Origin of the sequence: Limnochorda sp. L945t, from assembly GCF_035593305.1 — a bacterium.
Lineage (GTDB): Bacteria > Bacillota > Limnochordia > Limnochordales > Geochordaceae > Carboxydichorda > Carboxydichorda subterranea.
Genome location: NZ_CP141615.1, coordinates 346,741 through 365,558, shown reverse-complemented (window position 1 = coordinate 365,558; position 18,818 = coordinate 346,741). Strand labels below are relative to the sequence as shown.

Genomic DNA, 18,818 nt, shown 5'->3' with positions numbered 1-18,818 from the left:
CGCCCCCTTCTGGCTCCTGCTCCTGAGCCCAGCTTACGCCGGCGGGGGGTAGACCACCTGCCCTCCTACGATCGTCGCCACCACACGGGCCCGGCGCCACGCCTGCAGGCCCTCCGGCGTGGCCGGGTCGGCCTCCCGCAGGTCCGGCGATACCAGCACGACGTCGCCGGCCATGCCCGGCCGCAGCGTCCCCCGAACCTCCTGCTCCCCGACGGCGGCCGCGGCGCCGGCGGTATAGGCGGCCACGGCTTCGGCCAGTGACAGGGTCTCGTCTTGATGCCACCCGGACGATCCGGGGGCATCGGAGCGCCACTGCCCCGTCAGCGCGGCAAACAAGCCGTCCAGGGGGTCTGCGGTCTCGACGGGCGCGTCACTGCCGAAAGCGAGCACGACGCCGGAGCGCCGCAACGATCGCCACGCATACGCCCGAGAGGTGCGCCCCACCCAATGGCGTTCGACGGCCGGCCGGTCGGAGGGGGCGTGGACCGGCTGCATGGAGGCGACGACGCCCAGCGCCGCCAGGCGGCGCATGTCCTCCGGCCGGATGAGCTGGACGTGCTCCATGCGGTACGCCAGCGTCGGGAGCCACGCCCCCTCGCTCCTGGCCCGTTCCAACCCGTCCACCACCGCCCGGCAGGCCCGATCCCCGATGGCGTGGATCGCCAGGCTGAAGCCTGCCCGCGCGGCCTCGGCGGCCAGCGTTGCCACCGCGCCGGCATCCATGAGCAGCTGCCCGCGGTGGGAGGGCCACTGCGAATGGGCGTAAGGCTCGAAGAGCGCCGCGGTGAGCGACCCGAGCGAGCCGTCCGCGAAAGCCTTCACCTGCCCGAGCGCCAGCCACTCGTCCCCGAAGCCCTGCCGGATCCTCGCCGACTTCAGGGTGTCCAGCATGGAGACGGGCGGCAAGAACCGTACCCGCAGCCGCAGCGCTCCCCGCTGCCGGAGCACGCTCAGGGCGGCGAATTCGTCGGGGCCGTCCGGAGTCTGGACCCCGGTGATCCCCAGACGGGCGAGCTCTACCTGGGCCTGCGCGATCTGCTGCGTGAGCTCGGGGAGCCCGGGGGCGATCATGGAGTCAACCATCCCCACGGCTCGCTCCTGCAACACTCCCGTGGGTTCGCCGGTGCGGGGATCCTTCTGCACGACCGCCCCCTGCGGCCAGGCCGCGTCCGGCCCTCCCGGCGCCAGGAGCTCGAACGCTCGGCGGTTGACGACCACCGAGTGGAGGTCGTGGGTGAAGACGGCGACCGGCCGGTGGGGAAACAGACGATCGAGCAGACGCCCGTCGAGGCCGGCCCCGCCTGGGTCGACCCGGTGGCGCTCCAGGGCCACCGCGACGAGCCAGGCTCCCGGGGCAAGCGTGGCGTCGCGCGCCCGGAGCCGGCTGGCGACCTCGTCGAGGTCGCGGCAGCCCCGCAGGTCGACCCGGCTCCGAGCCATCGCCCATGCTCCCAGGTGAAGGTGACTGTCCCACAGCCCCGGCAGCGCCAGCGCACCCTGGCCGTCGAAACGTACGGCGCCGCGCCCGGCCAGCGACGCAATGGCATCCCGAGGCCCGATGGCCCGGATCCGCCCTCCGGCGATCCAGATCGCGCCGTCTTCGACCGGAGAGGGCCGCGAGCCGGCCGCCTCCGCGTTGCCCGGCTCCAGCCCCCCGAGCTGCGGGTCGATGCGGACCCCTTCGATGAGCAGGTCACCCGTCTCGATCCACGCACCCATCGCGGTCGATGCCGTCCTCTCTGCTGCCGTCCTTTCGATCCTGGGCGCTTTCCAGGGCCCCCGCACGGCGGCGTGGCAGGAAAACAGGGCGGCTCCCTGCGCAGGGAGCCGCCCCGCAAGGCCCTCGGGAGCCTTGTCGATCACCAACCCCGACATCACCCACCGCAAAGCGGTGGTTGCTCCGAAGCGGCCGACGTCACTTCTTCTTCTTGTCGTCCTTCTTCGCCGTCTCCTTCTTCTTCACGGCCCCTCTCGCCCTCCTTCCCGCCCCGAACGGGCCGCCGCGTCTCGGACTACTCCGCTCCTGATCCAGACCATACTTCCCGTCCCGTCGTTTTCCTTCTCGGCGAGAGGGGCGACCCTCACGAACCCTGGAGCACGGCCTCGATGCGCCGCACCAGCGCGGCCTTGGGCTGGAGTCCGACGATGAACTCCTTCGGCTCCCCGTTCTTGAACACCATCAAGGTGGGGATGCTCATGACCCCGTAGCGGCTCGCGAGGTCGGGGTTCTCGTCGACGTTGAGCTTGCCTACCTTGAGGCGCCCGGCGTACTCACCGGCGATCGCCTCCACGATGGGGGCGATACGCAGGCACGGCCCGCACCACTCGGCCCAGAAATCGACGAGAACGGGCTGGGCGCTTTGCAGCACCTCTTGATCCCAGTTTTGCTCGTTGAGCTGATGCAACTGCCCGCTTCCCAAAGTCTCTCTGCCTCCCTGTCGCACCGCCTCGAGTCAGGCGGGCATATTCTAGCCAGGGGGCTCCCGGCTGTCAAAGCGGCCCAGGTGGCGGTGGCTGGCAATGACGCATAAGAGCCTACCGCCATGCCCACCTTAACCCAGGGGTCCGTCCCATATCACGACTGGCGAGGTTGCTCCGTCGATGGGTGGCTGTGGCGTGGAAGCCGGTGGCCGTCGGCGCCATCGTCTTCCTCGCCTGGCTGTTCGCGCGGGCGTGGTGGACCGTGCGCACGTTCGATCCGGACCGCCCTGCCCGCTCGGCAGCCATCTTCGACGTCCAGGGCCGCCTCATCGGATCGGTGGGCGCGCCCCGTTCTGCGTTCGTCCCGCTGGACCGGATCCCCCGAGCGCTGGTGGAGGCCGTCCTTGCTACGGAAGATACCCGGTTCTACCAGCATCCCGGCATCGACCCCGTCGGGATCGCCCGCGCCCTTTTGGCCAACGTGCGGGCCCGCGGGGTGGTCCAGGGTGGCAGCACCATCACCCAGCAGCTGGCCCGGACGCTGTTCCTCACCACGGAGCGGACGCTGGTGCGCAAGCTGGACGAGGCTGCGATCGCCCTCATGCTGGAGCGGAGGTTCTCCAAGGACCGGATCCTTGAACTGTACTTGAACCGCGTCTACTTCGGCGAGGGAGCCACGGGGGTCGGCGCGGCGGCCTTCACCTACTTCGGCAAGCTGCCCTCCCAACTCAGCCTGGGGGAGAGCGCGATGCTGGCCGGCCTCATCCGGGCTCCCTCGGCCCTCTCGCCCTATCGCGACATGGATGCGAGCTTGCGGCGACGGCGCGTCGTACTGGCGCGGATGGTGGAGGTGGGCTACCTCTCGCCGGCCCAGGCGGAGGCCGCCGCGAGCGAACCGGTCCACCTGGCCGGGGTGCGCGGCGGGATTGCCCCCTGGTACATCGATTACCTGGCCCCCATCCTCGAACGCCAATTCGGCTTCAACCTGGTGCAGCGCGGCGGCCTCAGGGTCCACACGGGCTTCGATCTGCGCATGCAGGAAGCTGCCATCCGGGCTCTCGGCCGGCGACAGGGGGCCATCGTCGCCATCGACCCCAGGAGCGGGGACGTCAAGGCGATGGTGGGCGGGCGGGATTATCTGGAAAGCCAGTTCAACCGGGCGACCGAAGCGCGGCGCCAACCAGGATCGGCGTTCAAGCCGTTCGTCTACGCGGTGGCCCTCGAGCAGGGCTGGCAGCTCAACTCGATCGTCCAGGACGTGCCCCGCGACTTCGACGGGTATCGACCCCACAACTATCGCGACCGCTACTGGGGCCCGGTCACCCTCAAACACGCCCTCGTGATGTCGCTCAACGTCGGCTCCGTCTGGCTCGCCTCCCAGGTCGGCGTCGACCGGGCGCTGGCCCTGGCGTCGGCGTTGGGCATCACTACCCTCACGCCCGACGACCGCAATCTGGCGGCAACGCTCGGGGGCCTGCGGGTGGGCGTCAGCCCCCTCGAGATGGCCCAGGCCTATGCCGCGTTCGCCAACGGGGGGCTGTCGTACCCGGTGCGCCCGTTCGTCCGGGTGGTGGACGAGGACGGATACGTGTGGTACGACCAACCGTCCCCCCAGGGACGGAGGGTGCTGAGCCCCCAGGTCGCCTACCTGCTGACGGACGCCTTGAGGGACGCGCTCCAACGGGGAACGGGGCAGGTGGCCCGGCTCGACCGCCCGGCCGCGGGCAAGACGGGGACCACCGATCGGCTGGTGAGCGCCTGGTTCGTGGGCTACACGCCCGACCTGGTGGCCGCCGTGTACGTCGGCAACGACGACGGTACGCCCGTGGGCGGCACGGGGGGCGTGCTGGCCGCTCCCATCTGGAAGGCCTTCATGGAGGGGGCGCTGCGAGGGCGGCCGTCCCAGGATTTTCCAGTGCCGGACGGCGTCGTGACCGGGATCGATGTCGACATCTTCAGCGGTCGTCGGGCAGGGGGGCTGTGCCGCTGGGTGGAGCGCGACGCATTCGTGGCGGGCACCGAGCCGTCGGGCTGGTCCCTATGCGTCATCGGCATTCAGCCGGCCGGGAAAGGGGCCAGGCCCCAGGAGCCCTTCGCCGGCTCCGAGGCGCCCCTCACGGCACCGGCCGAGCCGGGCGGAGGCGCTGGCGCTCCGCTGCCGTCCGAAGGAGGCGAACCGAGCGGTCGCTGAGGTGCACCTCGGCCTCCACCATGCGGTCCGGGTCGCCGCCGCCTGGCGGGGTAACCTGGCCGGAGCAGGGCCGTACCCGGACGTCCACGAGCGCGTCGGCCACGGCCAGCCGCTCGATGATGACCTCCCCCAGCCACGCGGGGATGCGGTCATGGAGCCGCACGGTGCGGGCCATCCCGTCCACCTCCAGCCCGAGCAGCGCCGATACCAGCTGAAACGGAGCCGCCGCTGCCCAGGCCTGGGGCGAGCACGCGGTGGGGTACGGCACAGGCGGCCCCATGGAGGCGCTGAACCCGCAGAAGAGCTCGGGCAGGCGGGCGTCGGGGAAAAAGCGGGAGGACTCCACGACGGAGCGGGCCAGCCGGCTCGCCATGCCGCCAAACCCGTAGGTGCTGAGCCCGCCCGCGGCGATGGCCGTGTCGTGGGGCCAGACCGAGCCGTTGTGATAGCTCATGGGGTTGAAGCGCGCCTGGCCGGAGGCCACGGTGCGCAAACCCCAGCCGGAAAACAGCTCCGGCCCCAGCAGGTGGGCCGCCACGTGAGGCGCCCGCTCCTCCGGTACGATCCCGGCCCAGAGCGCATGCGCGGGGTTGGAGGTGATGACCTCCACCGGCCGCCCCGCTCCGTCCAGCGCATGGGCGTAAAACCGGAGCCGGGGCATCCAGAATGCCTCGTCCCACCGCCGGGCCAGCTCCTGCGCTTGGGCCTCGAGCCGCCGAGCCTCGGGTTGATGCCCCAGGAGAGAAAGCAGGTGGGCAAGGCCCCTGAGAGCCCGGTAACGATACGCCTGGACCTCCACCAGCGCAATGGGGCCGACGGCCAGCTGGCCGTCGGCGTGCCAGACGGAGTCGTGGGCATCCTTCCAGCCTTGATTGTCGAGCCCGGCAGGAGAGCGCCGCCGGTACTCCAGGAAGCCGTCTCCGTCGAGGTCGCCGAACCGATCCATCCAGTCGAGGGCCGCCCGCACCGGCCCTTCGAGGGCTAGCCACCCGTCCCGATCGGCGGCACGGCGGGTGAAGTCCGCCGCCAGGGCCGCGAACAGGGGAGTGGCGTCCACGCTGCCGTAGTAGGGCTTGTGCGGGAGGACCCCGAGGCGCACCAGCTCGCCGAAGCGCAGTTCGTGCAAGATCTTCCCCGGCTCCGCATCGGTCCACGGGTCGTCCGCGGCGGCCTGGTAGCGGGCCAGGGTCCGCAGGACTGCGCGGGCCACCTGGGGCGCGTACGGGAGCAGGAAGTAGGCGGTCCAGAGGCTGTCCCGCCCGAAGGGCACCGCAAACCACGGGATGCCCGCGACCGGAAACGGCCCTTCCCCGAAGTCGCTCACCAGCGCCCGGATGTCCTGGGCGCCTCTCTCCAGCAGGCGGTTGAGCGCTTCGCAGGAGGTGCGGACGCCTGCCGTCGCAGCTTGCCAGGCGGCGTAACCCTCCCCGTCGCGCTCCAGGGCCTGGTCCACCTCGTCTTCCAGCGAACGGGAAGGGGCGGGGAGCGGACCGGAGCCCTCGTGCGGGGCCATCCACGTCACGAGGGTGAAGGTCTGGCCCGGCTCGAGCACCATCGCCCACTCGGCCACCAGGCTGCCTTCGCCGCCGGGACGGACCTCGGCTCCGCCGGAAAAAGAGCAGACCAGATGGCGCGCCACCCCGTCGGCGCCCCGGTAGCCCAGGGCCCACCGGTCACCCTCGATGGCCCGGGGCGGCTCCAGGTGCCCGCGGATGCTCGTCTGCCCCGTACGGATGCCCATCATGTCGCCGAAGTCGCTGCCCAGGTCGACCCGCCAGCGCAGGTGGAGGGGTGCGTAGTGGTGGTTGGTCAGCCGGGTCCGCTCCATCCACGCCGAGCCGGTGACGACCAGCGTGCGCCACACGGCGACGGCATGCGAGGGGATGGGCCTGCCGGGCGTCCGGCCGGCGCTGGTAGCGAACAACCGGGCCACGTAAGGCGCCTCCTGGCCCGATCCGAGCAAAGCGAGGCCGTCCGTATCGCCCAGGGAGACCCGGTAGCGGTGCACGTAGCGGGTATCGCGAAAATAAAGCCCGAGGGCGCCCTCTCCGGGGCACTCTCCCTCGGGCGTGAGAACCGCGAAAAGCCCGCCCTCCTTGAGGACCATGGGCACCGCCCGCTACGGACCGCTCAGCGCTTGGAGTACTGGGGCGCCTTGCGAGCCTTCTTGAGGCCGTACTTGCGGCGCTCCTTCATGCGCGGGTCGCGGCGCAGCAATCCGGCCGCCTTGAGCGGCGGGCGCCACGACGGATCCAGGGTCTGCAGGGCGCGCGCCAGGGCGTGCGCCACGGCACCCGCCTGCCCGGATACGCCCCCTCCGTACACGTTGGCGTGCACGTCGAACGCCTCGCGCGCTCCCACCTCGGTCAGAGGGCGCTGCACCAGCGCCAGGAGCCCGGGCCGGCCTTTGAAGTACTCCTGGAAGTCTTGCCCGTTGACCAGGATCCGGCCCGTCCCGCTGACGAGCCGCACCCGCGCGACCGACTCCTTGCGCCGGCCGGTGGCCAGCACCAGGGGCGATGCGCCCTCGACTGCCAGTGCCAAAACGGGGTCACCTCACACTTTCAACGGCTCGGGTTGCTGAGCTGCATGGGGATGATCGGGACCTGCGTACACCTTGAGCTTCTTGATTTGCCGGCGCCCCATCGGCGTGTGCGGCAGCATGCCCCATACCGCGCGGCGGACGACCTCGGTCGGCCGCCTGGCGAGCAAGCTGCGCAGCGTCTCGGTCTTGAGCCCGCCAGGATGGAGCGAGTGATGCTTGTACACTTTTTGGTCCAGCTTGCGGCCCGTTACCTTCACCTGGGCCGCGTTGATCACGATGACGAAGTCCCCCGTGTCGGTATGGGGGGTGAACGAGGGCTTGTGCTTGCCCCGCAAGATGGTGGCGATGCGCGTGGCAAGCCGCCCCAGCACCTGGCCTCTTGCGTCGACCACGTACCAGCGCGGCCGGGTCTCCTGCGGCCTTGCCATCACGGTTTCGGAACGATTGACGGGCATGGCTTGCGATGATTCCTCTCCATGGAAAAGGGGCCGCTAGCGGGCGCAGCCACGCGGCCATTCTAGCCAAACGCCGAGCAGCGTGTCAAGGATCCCCCCGCAACAGCCCCACCCGCACGGAGCGGGCGCGTAGTTGACGTGGACGAGCGTGAGACCGGCCGCCGGCGCGGCGGGCGCCCGGGCCGGCGACCAGCCTTTGGGCGGGGGGCCCGGCTGCTCGCCCGTCGCGCCCCGGTCGGCCCACGCCAGCGCGCCGAGGACGGCCGCGGGCAGCAGCTCCCCGGTGCCAACCTGCACGAGGGCGCCGATCAGGCGACGCACCATGCGGTACAGGTACGCATCGGCTTCGAAGCAGACCCGTACGAGCCGCCCTCGCCCCGGGCCCAGCTCCATCGTGTCCACCCGGCAGCCGAAGAGGGTGCGCACAGGCGACTGCCCTGCTCCGAGCGGGCTTCCGAAGAGGTCCCATCGGCGGCGCCCCGGGAGCTGGTCCGCCAGGGCCTGCATCAGGCCGAGGTCGACGGGACGCTCGATCCGCCACGCGAAGCGCTCCAGCATGGCCGACGGGTAGCGGTGGAGGAAGAGATGGTAGCAGTAAACCCGGCTCGTGGCATCCCGGCGGGCGTGGAACCCCGCAGGCGCCTCCTCGGCCTGCACCACCCGCACCGAGGGAGGGAGCCGGTGGTTGAGCGCCGCCGCGAGACGTTGAGCCGGGATGGTATGCGCGGTACGGACGTGGACGACCTGCCCCGTAGCGTGCACCCCCGCGTCCGTGCGTCCCGCCGCCGTCGCCGCCGTCGGCTCCCCCAGTACGCCGGCCAGGGCAGCTTCCAGCAACCCCTGTACCGTCGGGCGACTGGGGTCCTTCTGGCGCTGGAACCCGTACAGCCCGGTCCCGTCGTACTGGACCACGAGCCTCAGCGTCCTCATCGCGTCGCTCCGTTACAGCCAGACGGCGACGCCGGCGGCGGCAGCGGTGAAGAGCACCAGCGTGGTCCAGTCTGCCCGGGCCATGTGGAGCACCCGGAATTTGGTGCGGCCCTCGCCCCCGCGATAGCAGCGGGCCTCCATGGCCAGCGCCAGCTCGTCGGCGCGCCGGAAGGCGCTCACGAACAGCGGCACCAAGAGCGGGATGAGACTCCGGGCCCGCGCGACGAGCCCTCCCCTGTCGAACGCGGCACCCCTCGCCATCTGCGCCTTCATGATGCGGTCGGCCTCTTCCATCAACGTGGGTACGAAGCGCAGCGCGATGCTCATCATCATCGCCAGCTCGTGCGCCGGCACCCCGAGCCGCCGGGTGGGGCGCAACAGGCGCTGCAGGGCGTCGGTCAGGTCGATAGGGCTGGTGGTCAGGGTGAGCACGGCAGCCCCGGCGACCAGCAACACCAGCCGTACGCCCAGCATGGCGGCCTTGTTGAGCCCTTCGGCGGTCAGGTGCAGAGGGCCCCACTCCCAGATGACCGTACCCTCGGTCCAAAAGGCGTTGAGGAGGGTGCTGATGGCGATGAGCACCACGATCGGGCGCAGGCCCCGGAGGACCCATCGCGGGGAGAGACGGGCGACGGCCAGGCTCGCGGCCACGGCCAGCGCCCCGGCAAGGTATCCCCACCAGGTACGGATGACGAACATGACCACGACGAACACGGTGGTCATCCCGATCTTGGTCCGGGGATCGAGCCGGTGCAAGAACGAGTCACCCGCGACGTACTGGCCGATGGTGATGTCGGCGAGCAGGACCCGCACCTCCTTCCCGCACCCCGTCTCGAACGGTCGCAGGCCTTCCCAGCTTCCATGCCGCTATCTCGCGGGCCGCCTCGTCGACGGTGAGCCGGTCCACCCGCACGGGCGCTCCTCGGGCCCGCAACTGGTGAAGGATGTCGACGACCGCGGGGACGTCCAGCCCGTACCGTTGCAGCAACTCCCTGCTGCCGGCGAACAGCTCTCGCACCGGCGCGTCGGCCACGACGCGCCCGTCCGCCAGCACCAGTGCCCGGCGGGCCACCCGGGCCGCCTCGTCCATGTCATGGGTCACCATCACGATGGTCATGCCGCGCCGGTTGAGCCGCACGAGCAGATCCAGCAACTCCCGGCGGCCCCCCGGGTCGAGACCGGCGGTCGGCTCGTCCAACACCAGCGCCTGGCAGCCCAGCGCCAGCACACCTGCCATCGCCACGCGCCGCTTCTGCCCTCCGGACAGCTCGAAAGGCGAACGGCCTCCCAGTTCGTCGGCATCCAGCCCCACCCACGCCAGGGCGCGGCGCACCCGCTGCTCGACTTCGTCGGGAGCAAGGCCCATCGACCTGGGGCCGAAGGCCACGTCCTGGAAGACCGTCTCCTCGAAGAGCTGGTGTTCCGGGTACTGGAAGAGCAGCCCCACCTGCACCCGCACTTTGCGGAGGTCCGTGCGCCGGTCGCCCAGGTCCTGGCCGTTCACCCAGACCGTTCCCGGGCGGGGGCGCAGCAGCCCGTTGAGGTGCTGCACCAGGGTGGACTTGCCGGACCCGGTCGGCCCCAGGATGGCGACGAACTCTCCCGCCTCCACGTCGAACGAGACGTCATGGAGAGCCGCCACCGCCATGGGGGTGTGGGCGAGGTAGGTATAACTCAGGTGGCGGACACGGATGAGGGGGAGCACAGCCACTCCACCAGTTCCCGGGGGGTCAGGATGGCGGCGGGGACGTCGACGCCCAACCGGCGCAGCCGTTCCGCCAGAGCGATGGCCGGCGGCAGGTCGAGGCCCAGGCGGCGCAACAGGTCGGCCTGTTGGAAAACCGCGCCGGGGGAGCCTTCGTGCAGGATCCGGCCCTGGTGCATCACCACGACCCGGTCGGCCAGCGCCGCTTCCCTCATGCGGTGGGTGATCAGCACGACGGCCACGCCCAGCTTCCGTCGCAGCTCCACGAGCGCGTCCATCACCTCCTGCTGGCCCTCGGGGTCCAGCATGGAGGTCGGTTCGTCCAGCACGATGCACGAGGGGCGCATGGCCAGCACACCGGCGATCGCGACCCGCTGCTTCTGCCCGCCCGAGAGCCGGTGGGGCGCATGGCGGCGAAACGCGCTCATCCCCACCACGTCCAGCGCCCACTCGACCCGCTGACCCAGCTCCGGGTGCGCAATGCCCAGGTTTTCCGGGCCGAACGCCACGTCCTCCTCGACCGTCGTGGCCACCAGCTGGTTGTCGGGGTTCTGGAAGACCATGCCGACGCGCCGGCGGATCTCCCAAACGGCAGCCGGATCCCGCGTATCCATCCCGTCGACCAGGACCCGCCCCTGCTGCGGCACCAACAGCCCGTTGAGATGGCGGGCCAGGGTAGACTTGCCGGAGCCGTTGGGTCCGACGATGGCGACGAACTCCCCCCGCCGCACCCTCAGGCTCACCCCTGAGAGCGCGCCAACCGCCGGGGTGGCACCTCCGGCGGCGTACGAGAAGCTGACCTCCTGCACGTCGAGGAGCGCGTCAGCCATTTCCCACCCCTGCAGATGCCCGGCGTCGTCCTCGTTGGCGACCTTCCATGGAGCCCGCCGTCACACCCACTCGATGATCGACATGGGGGCCGCGTCCCCGCGCCGCGGGCCCAGACGCACGATCCGCAGATAGCCCCCTTGCCGCCCGGCGTACTTGGGCCCCACCTCCGCGAAAAGCTTGCGCAGCGCCTCACGATCGGTCAGGAACGCGGCCGCCTGCCGGCGGGCGTGGAGGTCGCCCCGCTTGGCGAGCGTGACCATATGTTCGGCGATGGGCCGCACCGCCTTCGCCTTGGCGAGCGTGGTACGCACCCGCCCCCTCAGCACCACCTGGGTGACCAGGTGGCGGAAGAGCCACCGCCGGTGATCGATCCGCCTGTCGAGCTTGCGCGCCTTCACCGATGTTTCCCCCGCTACTCCTCGTCCGACTTGCGCAGGGAGAGCCCCAGCTGGGCGAGCTTCTCCTTCACTTCCTGCAGCGACTTCTTGCCGAGATTGCGCACCCGCATCATGTCCTCTTCCGTCTTGCGGGTGAGCTCCTGAACCGTGTCGATGCCGGCCCTCTTCAAGCAGTTGTACGAGCGCACCGACAGGTTGAGCTCCTCGATGGGCATCTCCAGGAGCCGGTTGCGCTCTCGTTCCTGCGGGCTCTCCGGCGCCGGAGCCGGCGACTGCGCGGTCGTCAAGGAGGTGAACAAGTCCAGGTGCTGGACGAGCATCCGCGCGGCAGAGGCGACCGCGTCCACCGGGCCGATGGTCCCGTTGGTCCAGACCTCGAGCACCAGCCGATCGAAGTCGGTGCGCTGCCCGACCCGGGTGTTCTCGACCGTGTAGTTGACTTTCCGCACCGGGTTGAAGATGGAGTCGACCGCTATCACCCCGATGGGCTGCCCCGGCTCCTTGTTGCGCTCGGCCGGCACCCACCCGTGGCCCTTCACGATGGTCATCTCCATGGAGAGATGGCCGCCCTTCTCCAGGGTGGCGATCCGCAGGTCGGGATTGAGCACCTCGACCTCCGGCCCTACCTGGATCTGCCTCGCCAGGACCGGCCCCTCTTCCGACGCCTCCAGCCGGGCCGTGACCGGCCCGTCCCCGTGGAGCCGCACCACGAGGTTCTTCACGTTGAGGATGATGTCCGTCACGTCCTCCAGCACGCCGGGGACGTGGGAAAACTCGTGCAAGACTCCATCGATGCGGATGGTGGAGACAGCAGCCCCCGGCAGCGACGACATCAGGACGCGCCGGAGGGAGTTGCCCAGCGTGATGCCGTACCCCCGCTCGAGAGGCTCCACCACGAACTTGCCGTAGACGTCGGTCACGTCCTGGGCCTGAATGGAGGGGCGTTCGCGATCCAGCTCCAGCGCCACCGCCATGTTATCCCTGCCTCCCGTCGCACTCTCCGGCGCTCAGCGGGAGTAGTGCTCGACGACCAGCTGCTCCTGCACCGGGGCATCGATCTGCTCCCGCGCCGGCACCGCGAGCACCCTTCCCTCCAGCCGGTCTGCGGAGAACTCGAGCCAGGTCGGCAAGCCCCGGGAAGCGGCCGCCGCCGCGTTCTCCCGGATCAGCGCCAGATCCCGGCTCCCCTCCCGTACCCCTACCACGTCGCCAGGCCTGAGAGGGTACGAGGGCACGTCCACGCGCCTGCCGTTGACGGTGAAGTGCCCGTGGCTCACCAGCTGGCGTGCCTGCGGGCGGGAGACGGCCAGGCCCAGGCGGTATACCACGTTGTCCAGCCGCAGCTCGAGCTGCTGCAACAGGGCGTCGCCCGTTACCCCCTTGCGCTTGGCCGCTACCCGGAAGTAGCGCCGGAACTGGCGCTCCATCACGCCGTAATAACGGCGCAGCCGCTGCTTTTCGCGCAAATGCAGCCCGTACTCCGTGCTCTTGCGCCGAGCCTGGCCATGCTGGCCCGGTGCATAATTGCGCCGTTCGACGGCACACTTTTCGGAGTAGCAGCGCTCACCCTTGAGGAAGAGCTTGACGCCCTCCCGCCGGCACAGCCGGCATACCGAGCCCGAATAGCGTCCCATATGCGAAGACCTTCACCTCTCCTGCTCTTCGAAGGCACTCGCCGGGTAGCCCGCCACCCGCTCAGACCCGGCGGCGCTTTGGAGGGCGGCAGCCGTTGTGCGGGATGGGAGTGACGTCGCGGATCGCCGTGACCTCGAGCCCCACCGCCTGCAGCGATCGGATGGCGGTCTCGCGGCCGGAGCCCGGGCCCCGCACCCACACCTCGACCTCTCGCATCCCATGCTCCATCGCCGCCCGCGCGGCAGCCTCGCCGGCCAGGCCCGCCGCGTAGGGCGTTCCCTTGCGGGAGCCCTTGAAGCCCATCGTGCCGGCGCTTGCCCACGCGATCACGTTACCCTGCTTGTCCGTGATGGTCACCGTCGTATTGTTGAACGTCGACTTGATGTGGGCCACGCCCGACGGGATGTTCTTCCGTTCCCGATGGCGCACCCGCGTCGTCCGGCGCCTCGTTGGCTCCGGCATCGCCCGTCACCGCCTTCCTTACGGCCTCACGTCTTCTTCCGCTTGACGCCGACCGTCCGCTTCGGCCCTTTGCGGGTCCGCGCGTTGGTGCGCGTGCGCTGCCCCCTCACGGGCAACCCCCGGCGGTGCCGGATCCCGCGGTAGGAGCCAATGTCGATGAGGCGCTTGATGTTGGCCGCTACCTCGCGACGCAGCTCGCCCTCTACCTTGTACTCGTTCTCGATGACCTCCCGCAGGCGGCTGACCTCGTCCTCCGTCAGGTCACGGACCCGCGTGTCCGGGTGCACCTGGGTCTTGACCAGGATGGCCCGAGCGCTCGAGCGCCCGATGCCGTAGATGTAGGTGAGGGCAACCTCCACTCGCTTGTCGCGGGGCAGGTCCACTCCCGCAATGCGTGCCATCTCTTCACCACTCCCCCGCTTCACCGACCGGGGCCGCGGCAGCGGCCACCAGCTCGCGGCAGATCGTTAGCCTTGCCGCTGCTTGTGCTTCGGATTCTCGCAGATCACCATGACGCGGCCGTGCCGGCGGATGATCTTGCACTTCTCGCATATCCGTTTGACGGATGGTCGCACTTTCATGGATTATACCGGACCTTTCTGCGAAAAATACATCTCCCGTTTCCCGGCGCACGCGCGCCCGCTCACGCCCTGGTGAGGCCGGCAGGCCCACGATGCCGTCTACCGCTTGCGGTAGACGATACGGCCCCGGGTCAGGTCATAGGGGGAGAGCTGCACCGTCACCCGGTCGCCGGGCAGGATACGGATGAAGTTCATCCGCATCTTGCCCGAGATGTGCGCCAGTACCCTGTGGCCGTTTTCCAGTTCCACCCGGAACATGGCGTTGGGCAAGGGCTCGATGACCGTACCCTCCACCTCTATGACGTCCTGCCTGCCCATAGCCTCATCCTTTCGATCAACCGGCCCCGTTGAGCTCTGCCAAAAGCGCCTTGAGCGCCGCGGCCAGCTCGCCGTCGGTCACGGCCTGCTGGTTGGCGAGCCGGGCGGACAGGCCCTCCGCCACCCGGTCGTGCAGCCAGAGGTGGCGGGGGTTCTTGGCCTTCGCCCTTGCCTGCGGCCGGTGTTCGCCGTCCGCCACGAGCACCCGCCCGTCCGGCCGGACGCCCACCACCAGGTAGGCATGGCCCGTGTCCCTGCCCGCACGGGATGTCACCAGCTGCCCGAGCCGCGGGCGACGCGACTGCGATGCCCTCGCCTCATCCATCGCCGCTCACGCCAGCGTCAGGATCACCGGCCCGTCCTCCGAGATCGCCACCGTGTGCTCGAAGTGGGCCGAACGGCTGCCGTCTACCGTGACCGCCGTCCAGTGGTCCTCCAGGATTGTAACATCCGGAGCGCCCGCGTTCACCATGGGCTCGATGGCAATGGTCATGCCCCGCAACAGGCGCGGCCCCCGCCCCGGCACCCCGAAGTTGGGCACCTGCGGATCTTCGTGCATCTGCCGCCCGATCCCGTGTCCCACGAAGTCGCGCACCACGGAGAACCCGGCTCCTTCCACCACCCGCTGGACGGCGTGCCCGATGTCCGAGATCCGGTTGCCCTCCCGGGCCGTCGCGATCCCGGCCTCCAGGGCCCTTTCGGTCACCTCCAGCAGCCGGCGCGTCCGGGGGTCGACCTCGCCCACCGCGAAGGTACGGGCGGCATCGCCGTGAAAACCGTCCAGCAGCACCCCCACGTCCACGGAGACGATGTCCCCCTCCTCGAGCCGCCGCCCGGACGGGATGCCGTGGACGACCTCCTCGTTGACGGACGTGCAGATACTCGCGGGGTACCCCCGGTACCCCTTGAAGGAGGGCTCGCCCCCGGCCGCCCGGATGAACTCCTCGGCGAACCGATCGAGCTCCCCCGTGGTGACCCCGGGCCGCACCCGCTTTTCGATCTCCAGGAGCACCCGGGCTACCACCCGTCCCGCCTCCCGCATGCGCCGGAGCTCGTCGGGGCGCTTGATCACGATCATCGGGTCAGGCCTCGCTCACCTGCGCGCCTCACGTGCCCCGGGCGGCGTGAGCGTCGACGGCACCAGGTTGCGGGCGCGCAGGGCAGCAAGGACCGCCTCGAAGACCGCCTCGACCGGGCCGACTCCGGGCACCCGCACGAGCACTCCTCGCCCCGCATAGTAATCCACCAGCGGCCGGGTGCTCTCTTGATATACCTGCAGCCTCTGGCGCACGACCTCCTCCGAGTCGTCGGCCCTCTGCGACAGCCTCCCACCGCACTCGGGGCAGACGTCCGCCACGCGCCCCGACGCGTCCACGGGCTCTCCCGCCCCGAAGGTGGCGCCGCACCGGGAACAGACCCTGCGGCTGGTGATCCGGCGAACGGCCTCTTGCTCGGGCACCTCGAGGTCGATGACTGCGTCCAACCGGGTGCCCATGCGGGCCAGGGCTTCGTCGAGCTGCTTGGCCTGGGCCAGGTTGCGCGGAAAGCCGTCGAGGATGAACCCCTTTCGGCAGTCCGCCGACTCCAGCCTCTCCCGCACGATCCCAACCGTGATCTCGTCGGGGACCAGTTCACCCTTCTCCATGTACGCCTTGGCGGCCTTGCCCAGCTCGGTGCCCGTCTGTACCGCCTGCCGGAAGATCGCGCCCGTGGAGACGTGGGGGACCCCCAGCACCTCTCCCAACCGCTCAGCCTGCGTGCCCTTGCCTGCCCCCGGCAGGCCCAGCATCACTGCCCGCATTTGCCTCGCTACCGCTCCCGTACCCGTAGATTGCGGTCCGGCGCCGTCTCCCTCAGCGGATGAAGCCCTCGTACTGGCGCATCAGCAGGTGCGCCTCGATCTGCTTGAGGGTGTCCAGCGCCACGCCGACGACGATCAGCAACCCCGTGCCCCCGATCGTGATGAACGACCGGGGGATGTGGGTCACGCCCGCCAGCACATAGGGCACGATCGCGATGAACGCCAGGAAGAGCGCGCCGACCAGCGTGATCCGCGTCAGCACCCGGTCCAGGTACTCTGCCGTCGGCTGCCCGGGCCGGATGCCGGGGATGAAGCCCCCGTACTTTTTCATGTTGTCTGCGACGTCTCGTGGGTTGAAGGTAACCGCCGTGTAAAAGTACGTGAAGAAGATCACCAGGATGGCGTACAGACTGTTGTAGAGCGTGGTCCCGTACCCCAGGAACCGGTCGATGACCGACGCCGCAGGGATGAACTGTGCGATGGTCAACGGGAAGGTGAGCACGGATGCGGCGAAGATGATGGGGATGACCCCCGCCTGGTTGACCCGCATGGGGATGTGCGTGCTCTGACCGCCGTACATCCGCCGGCCCACCACCCGCTTGGCGTACTGGACCGGGATCCGCCGCTGCCCCTCCTGCATGAGAACGATGGCGGCAATCAGGGCGACCGCCAGGATGGCGAAGACGATCAGGCTCAGGATGCTGATGCCGCCCTCGCCCACTGCCCGGATCACCCCGATGGCCCCGGAGGGCAGCCGGGCCACGATGCCCGCGAAGATGATGAGGGATATCCCGTTGCCGATGCCGTTCTCCGAGATCTTCTCGCCGAGCCACATCAGCAGCACCGTGCCGGCCGTGAGGGTCGTCACGATCAGCACCATGCTGAAGAGGCTCGAGTCCCTGAGCACGTTGTACGCTCTGGCCAACGACACGGTGCCGATGGCCTGGATGACCGCCAGCAGCACCGTCCCGTAGCGGGTGTACTGGGCCAGCTGCTTACGGCCCTCCACACCCTCCTTGGCCATCTCCTCCAGCTTGGGGATGACCACCGTGAGCAGCTGTACGATGATCGACGCCGTGATGTACGGCGTCACGCTCATCGCGAAGATGGAAAAGTTGCTGAAGGCGCCGCCGGCAAACAGGTCCAGGAAGCTGAAGATGTTGGTCTCGCCCGTGCGAAACCGCTCCGCGAGCGCTGCTGCGTCCACCCCGGGAACCGGGATGTAGGAACCCACCCGGAAGATCGCCAGCATCGCGACGGTGTACAGGAGCTTGTTGCGCAAGTCCTCGATGCGGACCGCGTTGCGCAGCGCCTCGATCATCGCTCGATCACCTCGACGGTGCCGCCCGCGGCCTGGATCTTCTCCACGGCCTGCCGGGAGAAACGGTGCGCCTTGACCACCAGCGGCCGGTCGAGCTCACCGTCGCCCAGCACCTTGACCCCGTCGCGGAGATCTCGCACGAGCCTCCTCTCCACCAGGCTCTCCGGGGTGACCGTCGAGCCCGCGGCGAACGCTCTCGCCAGGTCTCCGACGTTGACGTACGCCCACTCCGTCTTGAAGGGCGCATTGGAGAACCGGCGAAACTTCGGCAAGCGGCGATGCAGCGGCGTCTGCCCGCCCTCGAAGCCGGGCCCCTTGCCGCCCCCGGACCTCGCAAGCTGGCCCTTGTGCCCACGGGTCGACGTCTTACCGTGGCCGGAGCCGATCCCTCGCCCTACTCGCTTGGGAGGGCGCCGAGCGCCCTTCGGCGGCCGGATGTCATGAAGCTTCACGACGTCACGCACCTGCCTTCTCTGGCCGCGCCGCTGGCCCGGCCGTTTCCGGCGTCTCGGGCGCCTCGACCGGCTCCACGCTCACCAGGTGCCGCACCTTGCGGACCATCCCGCGCATCACCGGGTCGTCGGCCACCACCACGCTCTGGCCGAGCCGGCGCAACCCCATGCTCTCGAGGGTGCGGCGCTGGTCCGACGGATGCCCGATGGCGCTCTTCCGGTAGGTGACCTTCAGCTGTCCGGGCATTTAGGCTGTCAACTCCTCGACGCTCTTGCCGCGCACGGCGGCCACTTCCTCGGGCCGGCGCAGGCTCTTCAGGGCGTTCAAGCACGCCTGCACCACGTTGACCGGGTTGCGGGAACCGAAGGACTTGCTGAGGATGTCGCGCACGCCCGCCAGCTCCACGACCGCCCGCACGGGCCCCCCGGCGATGACGCCGGTGCCCGGCGATGCCGGCTTCAACAGCACGGTCGACGCGCCGAAGGAGAACGTCACCTCGTGGGGGATGGTCCCCTCGTGCAGCGGCACCTCCACGAGGTGCTTCTTCCCGTCCTCCACCGCCTTGCGGATCGCCTCGGCGACCTCCTTGGCCTTGCCCATGCCCACGCCGACGCGCCCTTTTCGGTCGCCTACCACGACCAGCACCGAAAAGCTGCGCGACTTGCCGCCCTTGACCGTTTTGGAGACCGGGTTGATGGAAACGACCCGCTCCTCGAACTCCCCCGCACCATCGCCCCGGCCGTGTCGAGGACCCTGTCCGGCCACCTGCTG

General features: G+C 69.8%; 24 protein-coding genes. 1 reads left to right on the top strand and 23 read right to left on the bottom strand.

Features of this window, described 5'->3' with window-relative positions; translation table 11 throughout:
* Positions 1–33: 33 nt before the first annotated feature.
* Complete coding sequence (locus U7230_RS01715; RefSeq protein ID WP_324717022.1) at positions 34–1,719, bottom strand: amidohydrolase; 1,686 nt, start codon at positions 1,717–1,719, stop codon at positions 34–36.
* Positions 1,720–2,081: 362 nt separating this feature from the next.
* Positions 2,082–2,420, bottom strand: a complete 339-nt coding sequence (gene trxA, locus U7230_RS01710) for a thioredoxin (RefSeq protein WP_324717021.1) — start codon at positions 2,418–2,420, stop codon at positions 2,082–2,084.
* Positions 2,421–2,605: 185 nt separating this feature from the next.
* On the opposite strand from trxA, the gene U7230_RS01705 reads away from it, so the two are divergent.
* Entirely contained in the window at positions 2,606–4,612 is a 2,007-nt protein-coding gene (locus tag U7230_RS01705) for a transglycosylase domain-containing protein (RefSeq protein WP_324717020.1), read from the top strand.
* Here the strand turns inward: U7230_RS01705 and U7230_RS01700 are convergent.
* From U7230_RS01700 to rpsE, 21 genes are all read right to left on the bottom strand, one after another.
* Positions 4,536–6,719, bottom strand: coding sequence for an amylo-alpha-1,6-glucosidase (locus U7230_RS01700; RefSeq protein WP_324717019.1), 2,184 nt, complete (start codon positions 6,717–6,719; stop codon positions 4,536–4,538). The two genes, U7230_RS01705 and U7230_RS01700, sit on opposite strands and share 77 nt — an antisense overlap.
* Positions 6,720–6,742: 23 nt before the next feature.
* Positions 6,743–7,126, bottom strand: a complete 384-nt coding sequence (gene rpsI / locus U7230_RS01695) for a 30S ribosomal protein S9 (protein ID WP_324718162.1) — start codon at positions 7,124–7,126, stop codon at positions 6,743–6,745.
* 42 nt (positions 7,127–7,168) lie between these two features.
* The gene (gene rplM, locus U7230_RS01690) at positions 7,169–7,612 is read right to left on the bottom strand and encodes a 50S ribosomal protein L13 (RefSeq protein ID WP_324717018.1); all 444 of its coding nucleotides are present in this window, start codon (positions 7,610–7,612) and stop codon (positions 7,169–7,171) included.
* A gap of 36 nt (positions 7,613–7,648) precedes the next feature.
* Positions 7,649–8,542 (bottom strand): tRNA pseudouridine synthase A, encoded by an 894-nt coding sequence (locus U7230_RS01685; protein ID WP_324717017.1) that lies wholly within the window; start codon positions 8,540–8,542, stop codon positions 7,649–7,651.
* 12 nt (positions 8,543–8,554) lie between these two features.
* Entirely contained in the window at positions 8,555–9,346 is a 792-nt protein-coding gene (locus U7230_RS01680) for an energy-coupling factor transporter transmembrane component T family protein (protein WP_404980616.1), read from the bottom strand.
* Positions 9,306–10,253, bottom strand: a complete 948-nt coding sequence (locus U7230_RS01675) for an energy-coupling factor transporter ATPase (protein WP_324717015.1) — start codon at positions 10,251–10,253, stop codon at positions 9,306–9,308. Before U7230_RS01675 ends, U7230_RS01680 begins: the two co-directional genes overlap by 41 nt.
* The gene (locus U7230_RS01670) at positions 10,217–11,077 is read right to left on the bottom strand and encodes an energy-coupling factor transporter ATPase (RefSeq protein WP_324717014.1); all 861 of its coding nucleotides are present in this window, start codon (positions 11,075–11,077) and stop codon (positions 10,217–10,219) included. Before U7230_RS01670 ends, U7230_RS01675 begins: the two co-directional genes overlap by 37 nt.
* A 60-nt stretch (positions 11,078–11,137) precedes the next feature.
* Complete coding sequence (rplQ, locus tag U7230_RS01665) at positions 11,138–11,476, bottom strand: 50S ribosomal protein L17 (protein WP_324717013.1); 339 nt, start codon at positions 11,474–11,476, stop codon at positions 11,138–11,140.
* A 14-nt stretch (positions 11,477–11,490) separates the two neighbouring features.
* A complete protein-coding gene (locus tag U7230_RS01660; protein WP_324717012.1) occupies positions 11,491–12,450 on the bottom strand; it encodes a DNA-directed RNA polymerase subunit alpha in 960 nt (319 codons plus the stop codon).
* Between the two features lie 33 nt (positions 12,451–12,483).
* The gene (gene rpsD, locus U7230_RS01655) at positions 12,484–13,110 is read right to left on the bottom strand and encodes a 30S ribosomal protein S4 (RefSeq protein WP_324717011.1); all 627 of its coding nucleotides are present in this window, start codon (positions 13,108–13,110) and stop codon (positions 12,484–12,486) included.
* Between the two features lie 61 nt (positions 13,111–13,171).
* Complete coding sequence (gene rpsK, locus U7230_RS01650) at positions 13,172–13,573, bottom strand: 30S ribosomal protein S11 (protein ID WP_324717010.1); 402 nt, start codon at positions 13,571–13,573, stop codon at positions 13,172–13,174.
* A 26-nt stretch (positions 13,574–13,599) separates the two neighbouring features.
* Positions 13,600–13,974, bottom strand: a complete 375-nt coding sequence (gene rpsM / locus U7230_RS01645; RefSeq protein WP_324717009.1) for a 30S ribosomal protein S13 — start codon at positions 13,972–13,974, stop codon at positions 13,600–13,602.
* Positions 13,975–14,040: 66 nt separating this feature from the next.
* Entirely contained in the window at positions 14,041–14,154 is a 114-nt protein-coding gene (gene rpmJ, locus U7230_RS01640; protein WP_324717008.1) for a 50S ribosomal protein L36, read from the bottom strand.
* Between the two features lie 99 nt (positions 14,155–14,253).
* The gene (gene infA, locus U7230_RS01635) at positions 14,254–14,472 is read right to left on the bottom strand and encodes a translation initiation factor IF-1 (RefSeq protein ID WP_324717007.1); all 219 of its coding nucleotides are present in this window, start codon (positions 14,470–14,472) and stop codon (positions 14,254–14,256) included.
* 16 nt (positions 14,473–14,488) lie between these two features.
* Positions 14,489–14,797, bottom strand: a complete 309-nt coding sequence (locus tag U7230_RS01630; protein ID WP_324717006.1) for a KOW domain-containing RNA-binding protein — start codon at positions 14,795–14,797, stop codon at positions 14,489–14,491.
* Positions 14,798–14,803: 6 nt separating this feature from the next.
* Positions 14,804–15,550, bottom strand: coding sequence for a type I methionyl aminopeptidase (map, locus tag U7230_RS01625; RefSeq protein WP_324717005.1), 747 nt, complete (start codon positions 15,548–15,550; stop codon positions 14,804–14,806).
* A gap of 15 nt (positions 15,551–15,565) precedes the next feature.
* On the bottom strand, positions 15,566–16,273 hold the full coding sequence (locus U7230_RS01620) for an adenylate kinase (protein WP_324717004.1): 708 nt from the start codon (positions 16,271–16,273) through the stop codon (positions 15,566–15,568).
* Positions 16,274–16,325: 52 nt separating this feature from the next.
* Positions 16,326–17,594: a preprotein translocase subunit SecY gene (gene secY / locus U7230_RS01615; protein WP_324717003.1), complete on the bottom strand. Its 1,269-nt coding sequence runs from the start codon at positions 17,592–17,594 to the stop codon at positions 16,326–16,328.
* On the bottom strand, positions 17,591–18,046 hold the full coding sequence (gene rplO, locus U7230_RS01610) for a 50S ribosomal protein L15 (RefSeq protein WP_324717002.1): 456 nt from the start codon (positions 18,044–18,046) through the stop codon (positions 17,591–17,593). Before rplO ends, secY begins: the two co-directional genes overlap by 4 nt.
* Positions 18,047–18,050: 4 nt before the next feature.
* Complete coding sequence (gene rpmD / locus U7230_RS01605; RefSeq protein WP_404980542.1) at positions 18,051–18,293, bottom strand: 50S ribosomal protein L30; 243 nt, start codon at positions 18,291–18,293, stop codon at positions 18,051–18,053.
* Positions 18,294–18,812, bottom strand: coding sequence for a 30S ribosomal protein S5 (rpsE, locus tag U7230_RS01600; protein ID WP_324717001.1), 519 nt, complete (start codon positions 18,810–18,812; stop codon positions 18,294–18,296).
* Between the last annotated feature and the right edge of the window lie 6 nt (positions 18,813–18,818).

Excerpts from the sequence above, each read along its gene's own strand:
- secY (WP_324717003.1), bottom strand. The coding sequence starts at position 17,594 with ATGATCGAGGCGCTGCGCAACGCGGTCCGCATCGAGGACTTGCGCAAC.
- U7230_RS01670 (WP_324717014.1), bottom strand. The coding sequence starts at position 11,077 with ATGGCTGACGCGCTCCTCGACGTGCAGGAGGTCAGCTTCTCGTACGCC.
- rpsM (WP_324717009.1), bottom strand. The coding sequence starts at position 13,974 with ATGGCACGCATTGCGGGAGTGGACCTGCCCCGCGACAAGCGAGTGGAG.
- U7230_RS01685 (WP_324717017.1), bottom strand. The coding sequence starts at position 8,542 with ATGAGGACGCTGAGGCTCGTGGTCCAGTACGACGGGACCGGGCTGTAC.
- rpmD (WP_404980542.1), bottom strand. The coding sequence starts at position 18,293 with ATGCCCGGACAGCTGAAGGTCACCTACCGGAAGAGCGCCATCGGGCAT.
- rpsK (WP_324717010.1), bottom strand. The coding sequence starts at position 13,573 with ATGCCGGAGCCAACGAGGCGCCGGACGACGCGGGTGCGCCATCGGGAA.
- rplM (WP_324717018.1), bottom strand. The coding sequence starts at position 7,612 with ATGCCCGTCAATCGTTCCGAAACCGTGATGGCAAGGCCGCAGGAGACC.
- U7230_RS01660 (WP_324717012.1), bottom strand. The coding sequence starts at position 12,450 with ATGGCGGTGGCGCTGGAGCTGGATCGCGAACGCCCCTCCATTCAGGCC.
- U7230_RS01630 (WP_324717006.1), bottom strand. The coding sequence starts at position 14,797 with ATGGATGAGGCGAGGGCATCGCAGTCGCGTCGCCCGCGGCTCGGGCAG.
- rpsD (WP_324717011.1), bottom strand. The coding sequence starts at position 13,110 with ATGGGACGCTATTCGGGCTCGGTATGCCGGCTGTGCCGGCGGGAGGGC.
- U7230_RS01620 (WP_324717004.1), bottom strand. The coding sequence starts at position 16,273 with ATGCGGGCAGTGATGCTGGGCCTGCCGGGGGCAGGCAAGGGCACGCAG.
- U7230_RS01700 (WP_324717019.1), bottom strand. The coding sequence starts at position 6,719 with ATGGTCCTCAAGGAGGGCGGGCTTTTCGCGGTTCTCACGCCCGAGGGA.
- rpmJ (WP_324717008.1), bottom strand. The coding sequence starts at position 14,154 with ATGAAAGTGCGACCATCCGTCAAACGGATATGCGAGAAGTGCAAGATC.
- map (WP_324717005.1), bottom strand. The coding sequence starts at position 15,550 with ATGATCGTGATCAAGCGCCCCGACGAGCTCCGGCGCATGCGGGAGGCG.
- U7230_RS01715 (WP_324717022.1), bottom strand. The coding sequence starts at position 1,719 with ATGGGTGCGTGGATCGAGACGGGTGACCTGCTCATCGAAGGGGTCCGC.
- infA (WP_324717007.1), bottom strand. The coding sequence starts at position 14,472 with ATGGGCAGGCAGGACGTCATAGAGGTGGAGGGTACGGTCATCGAGCCC.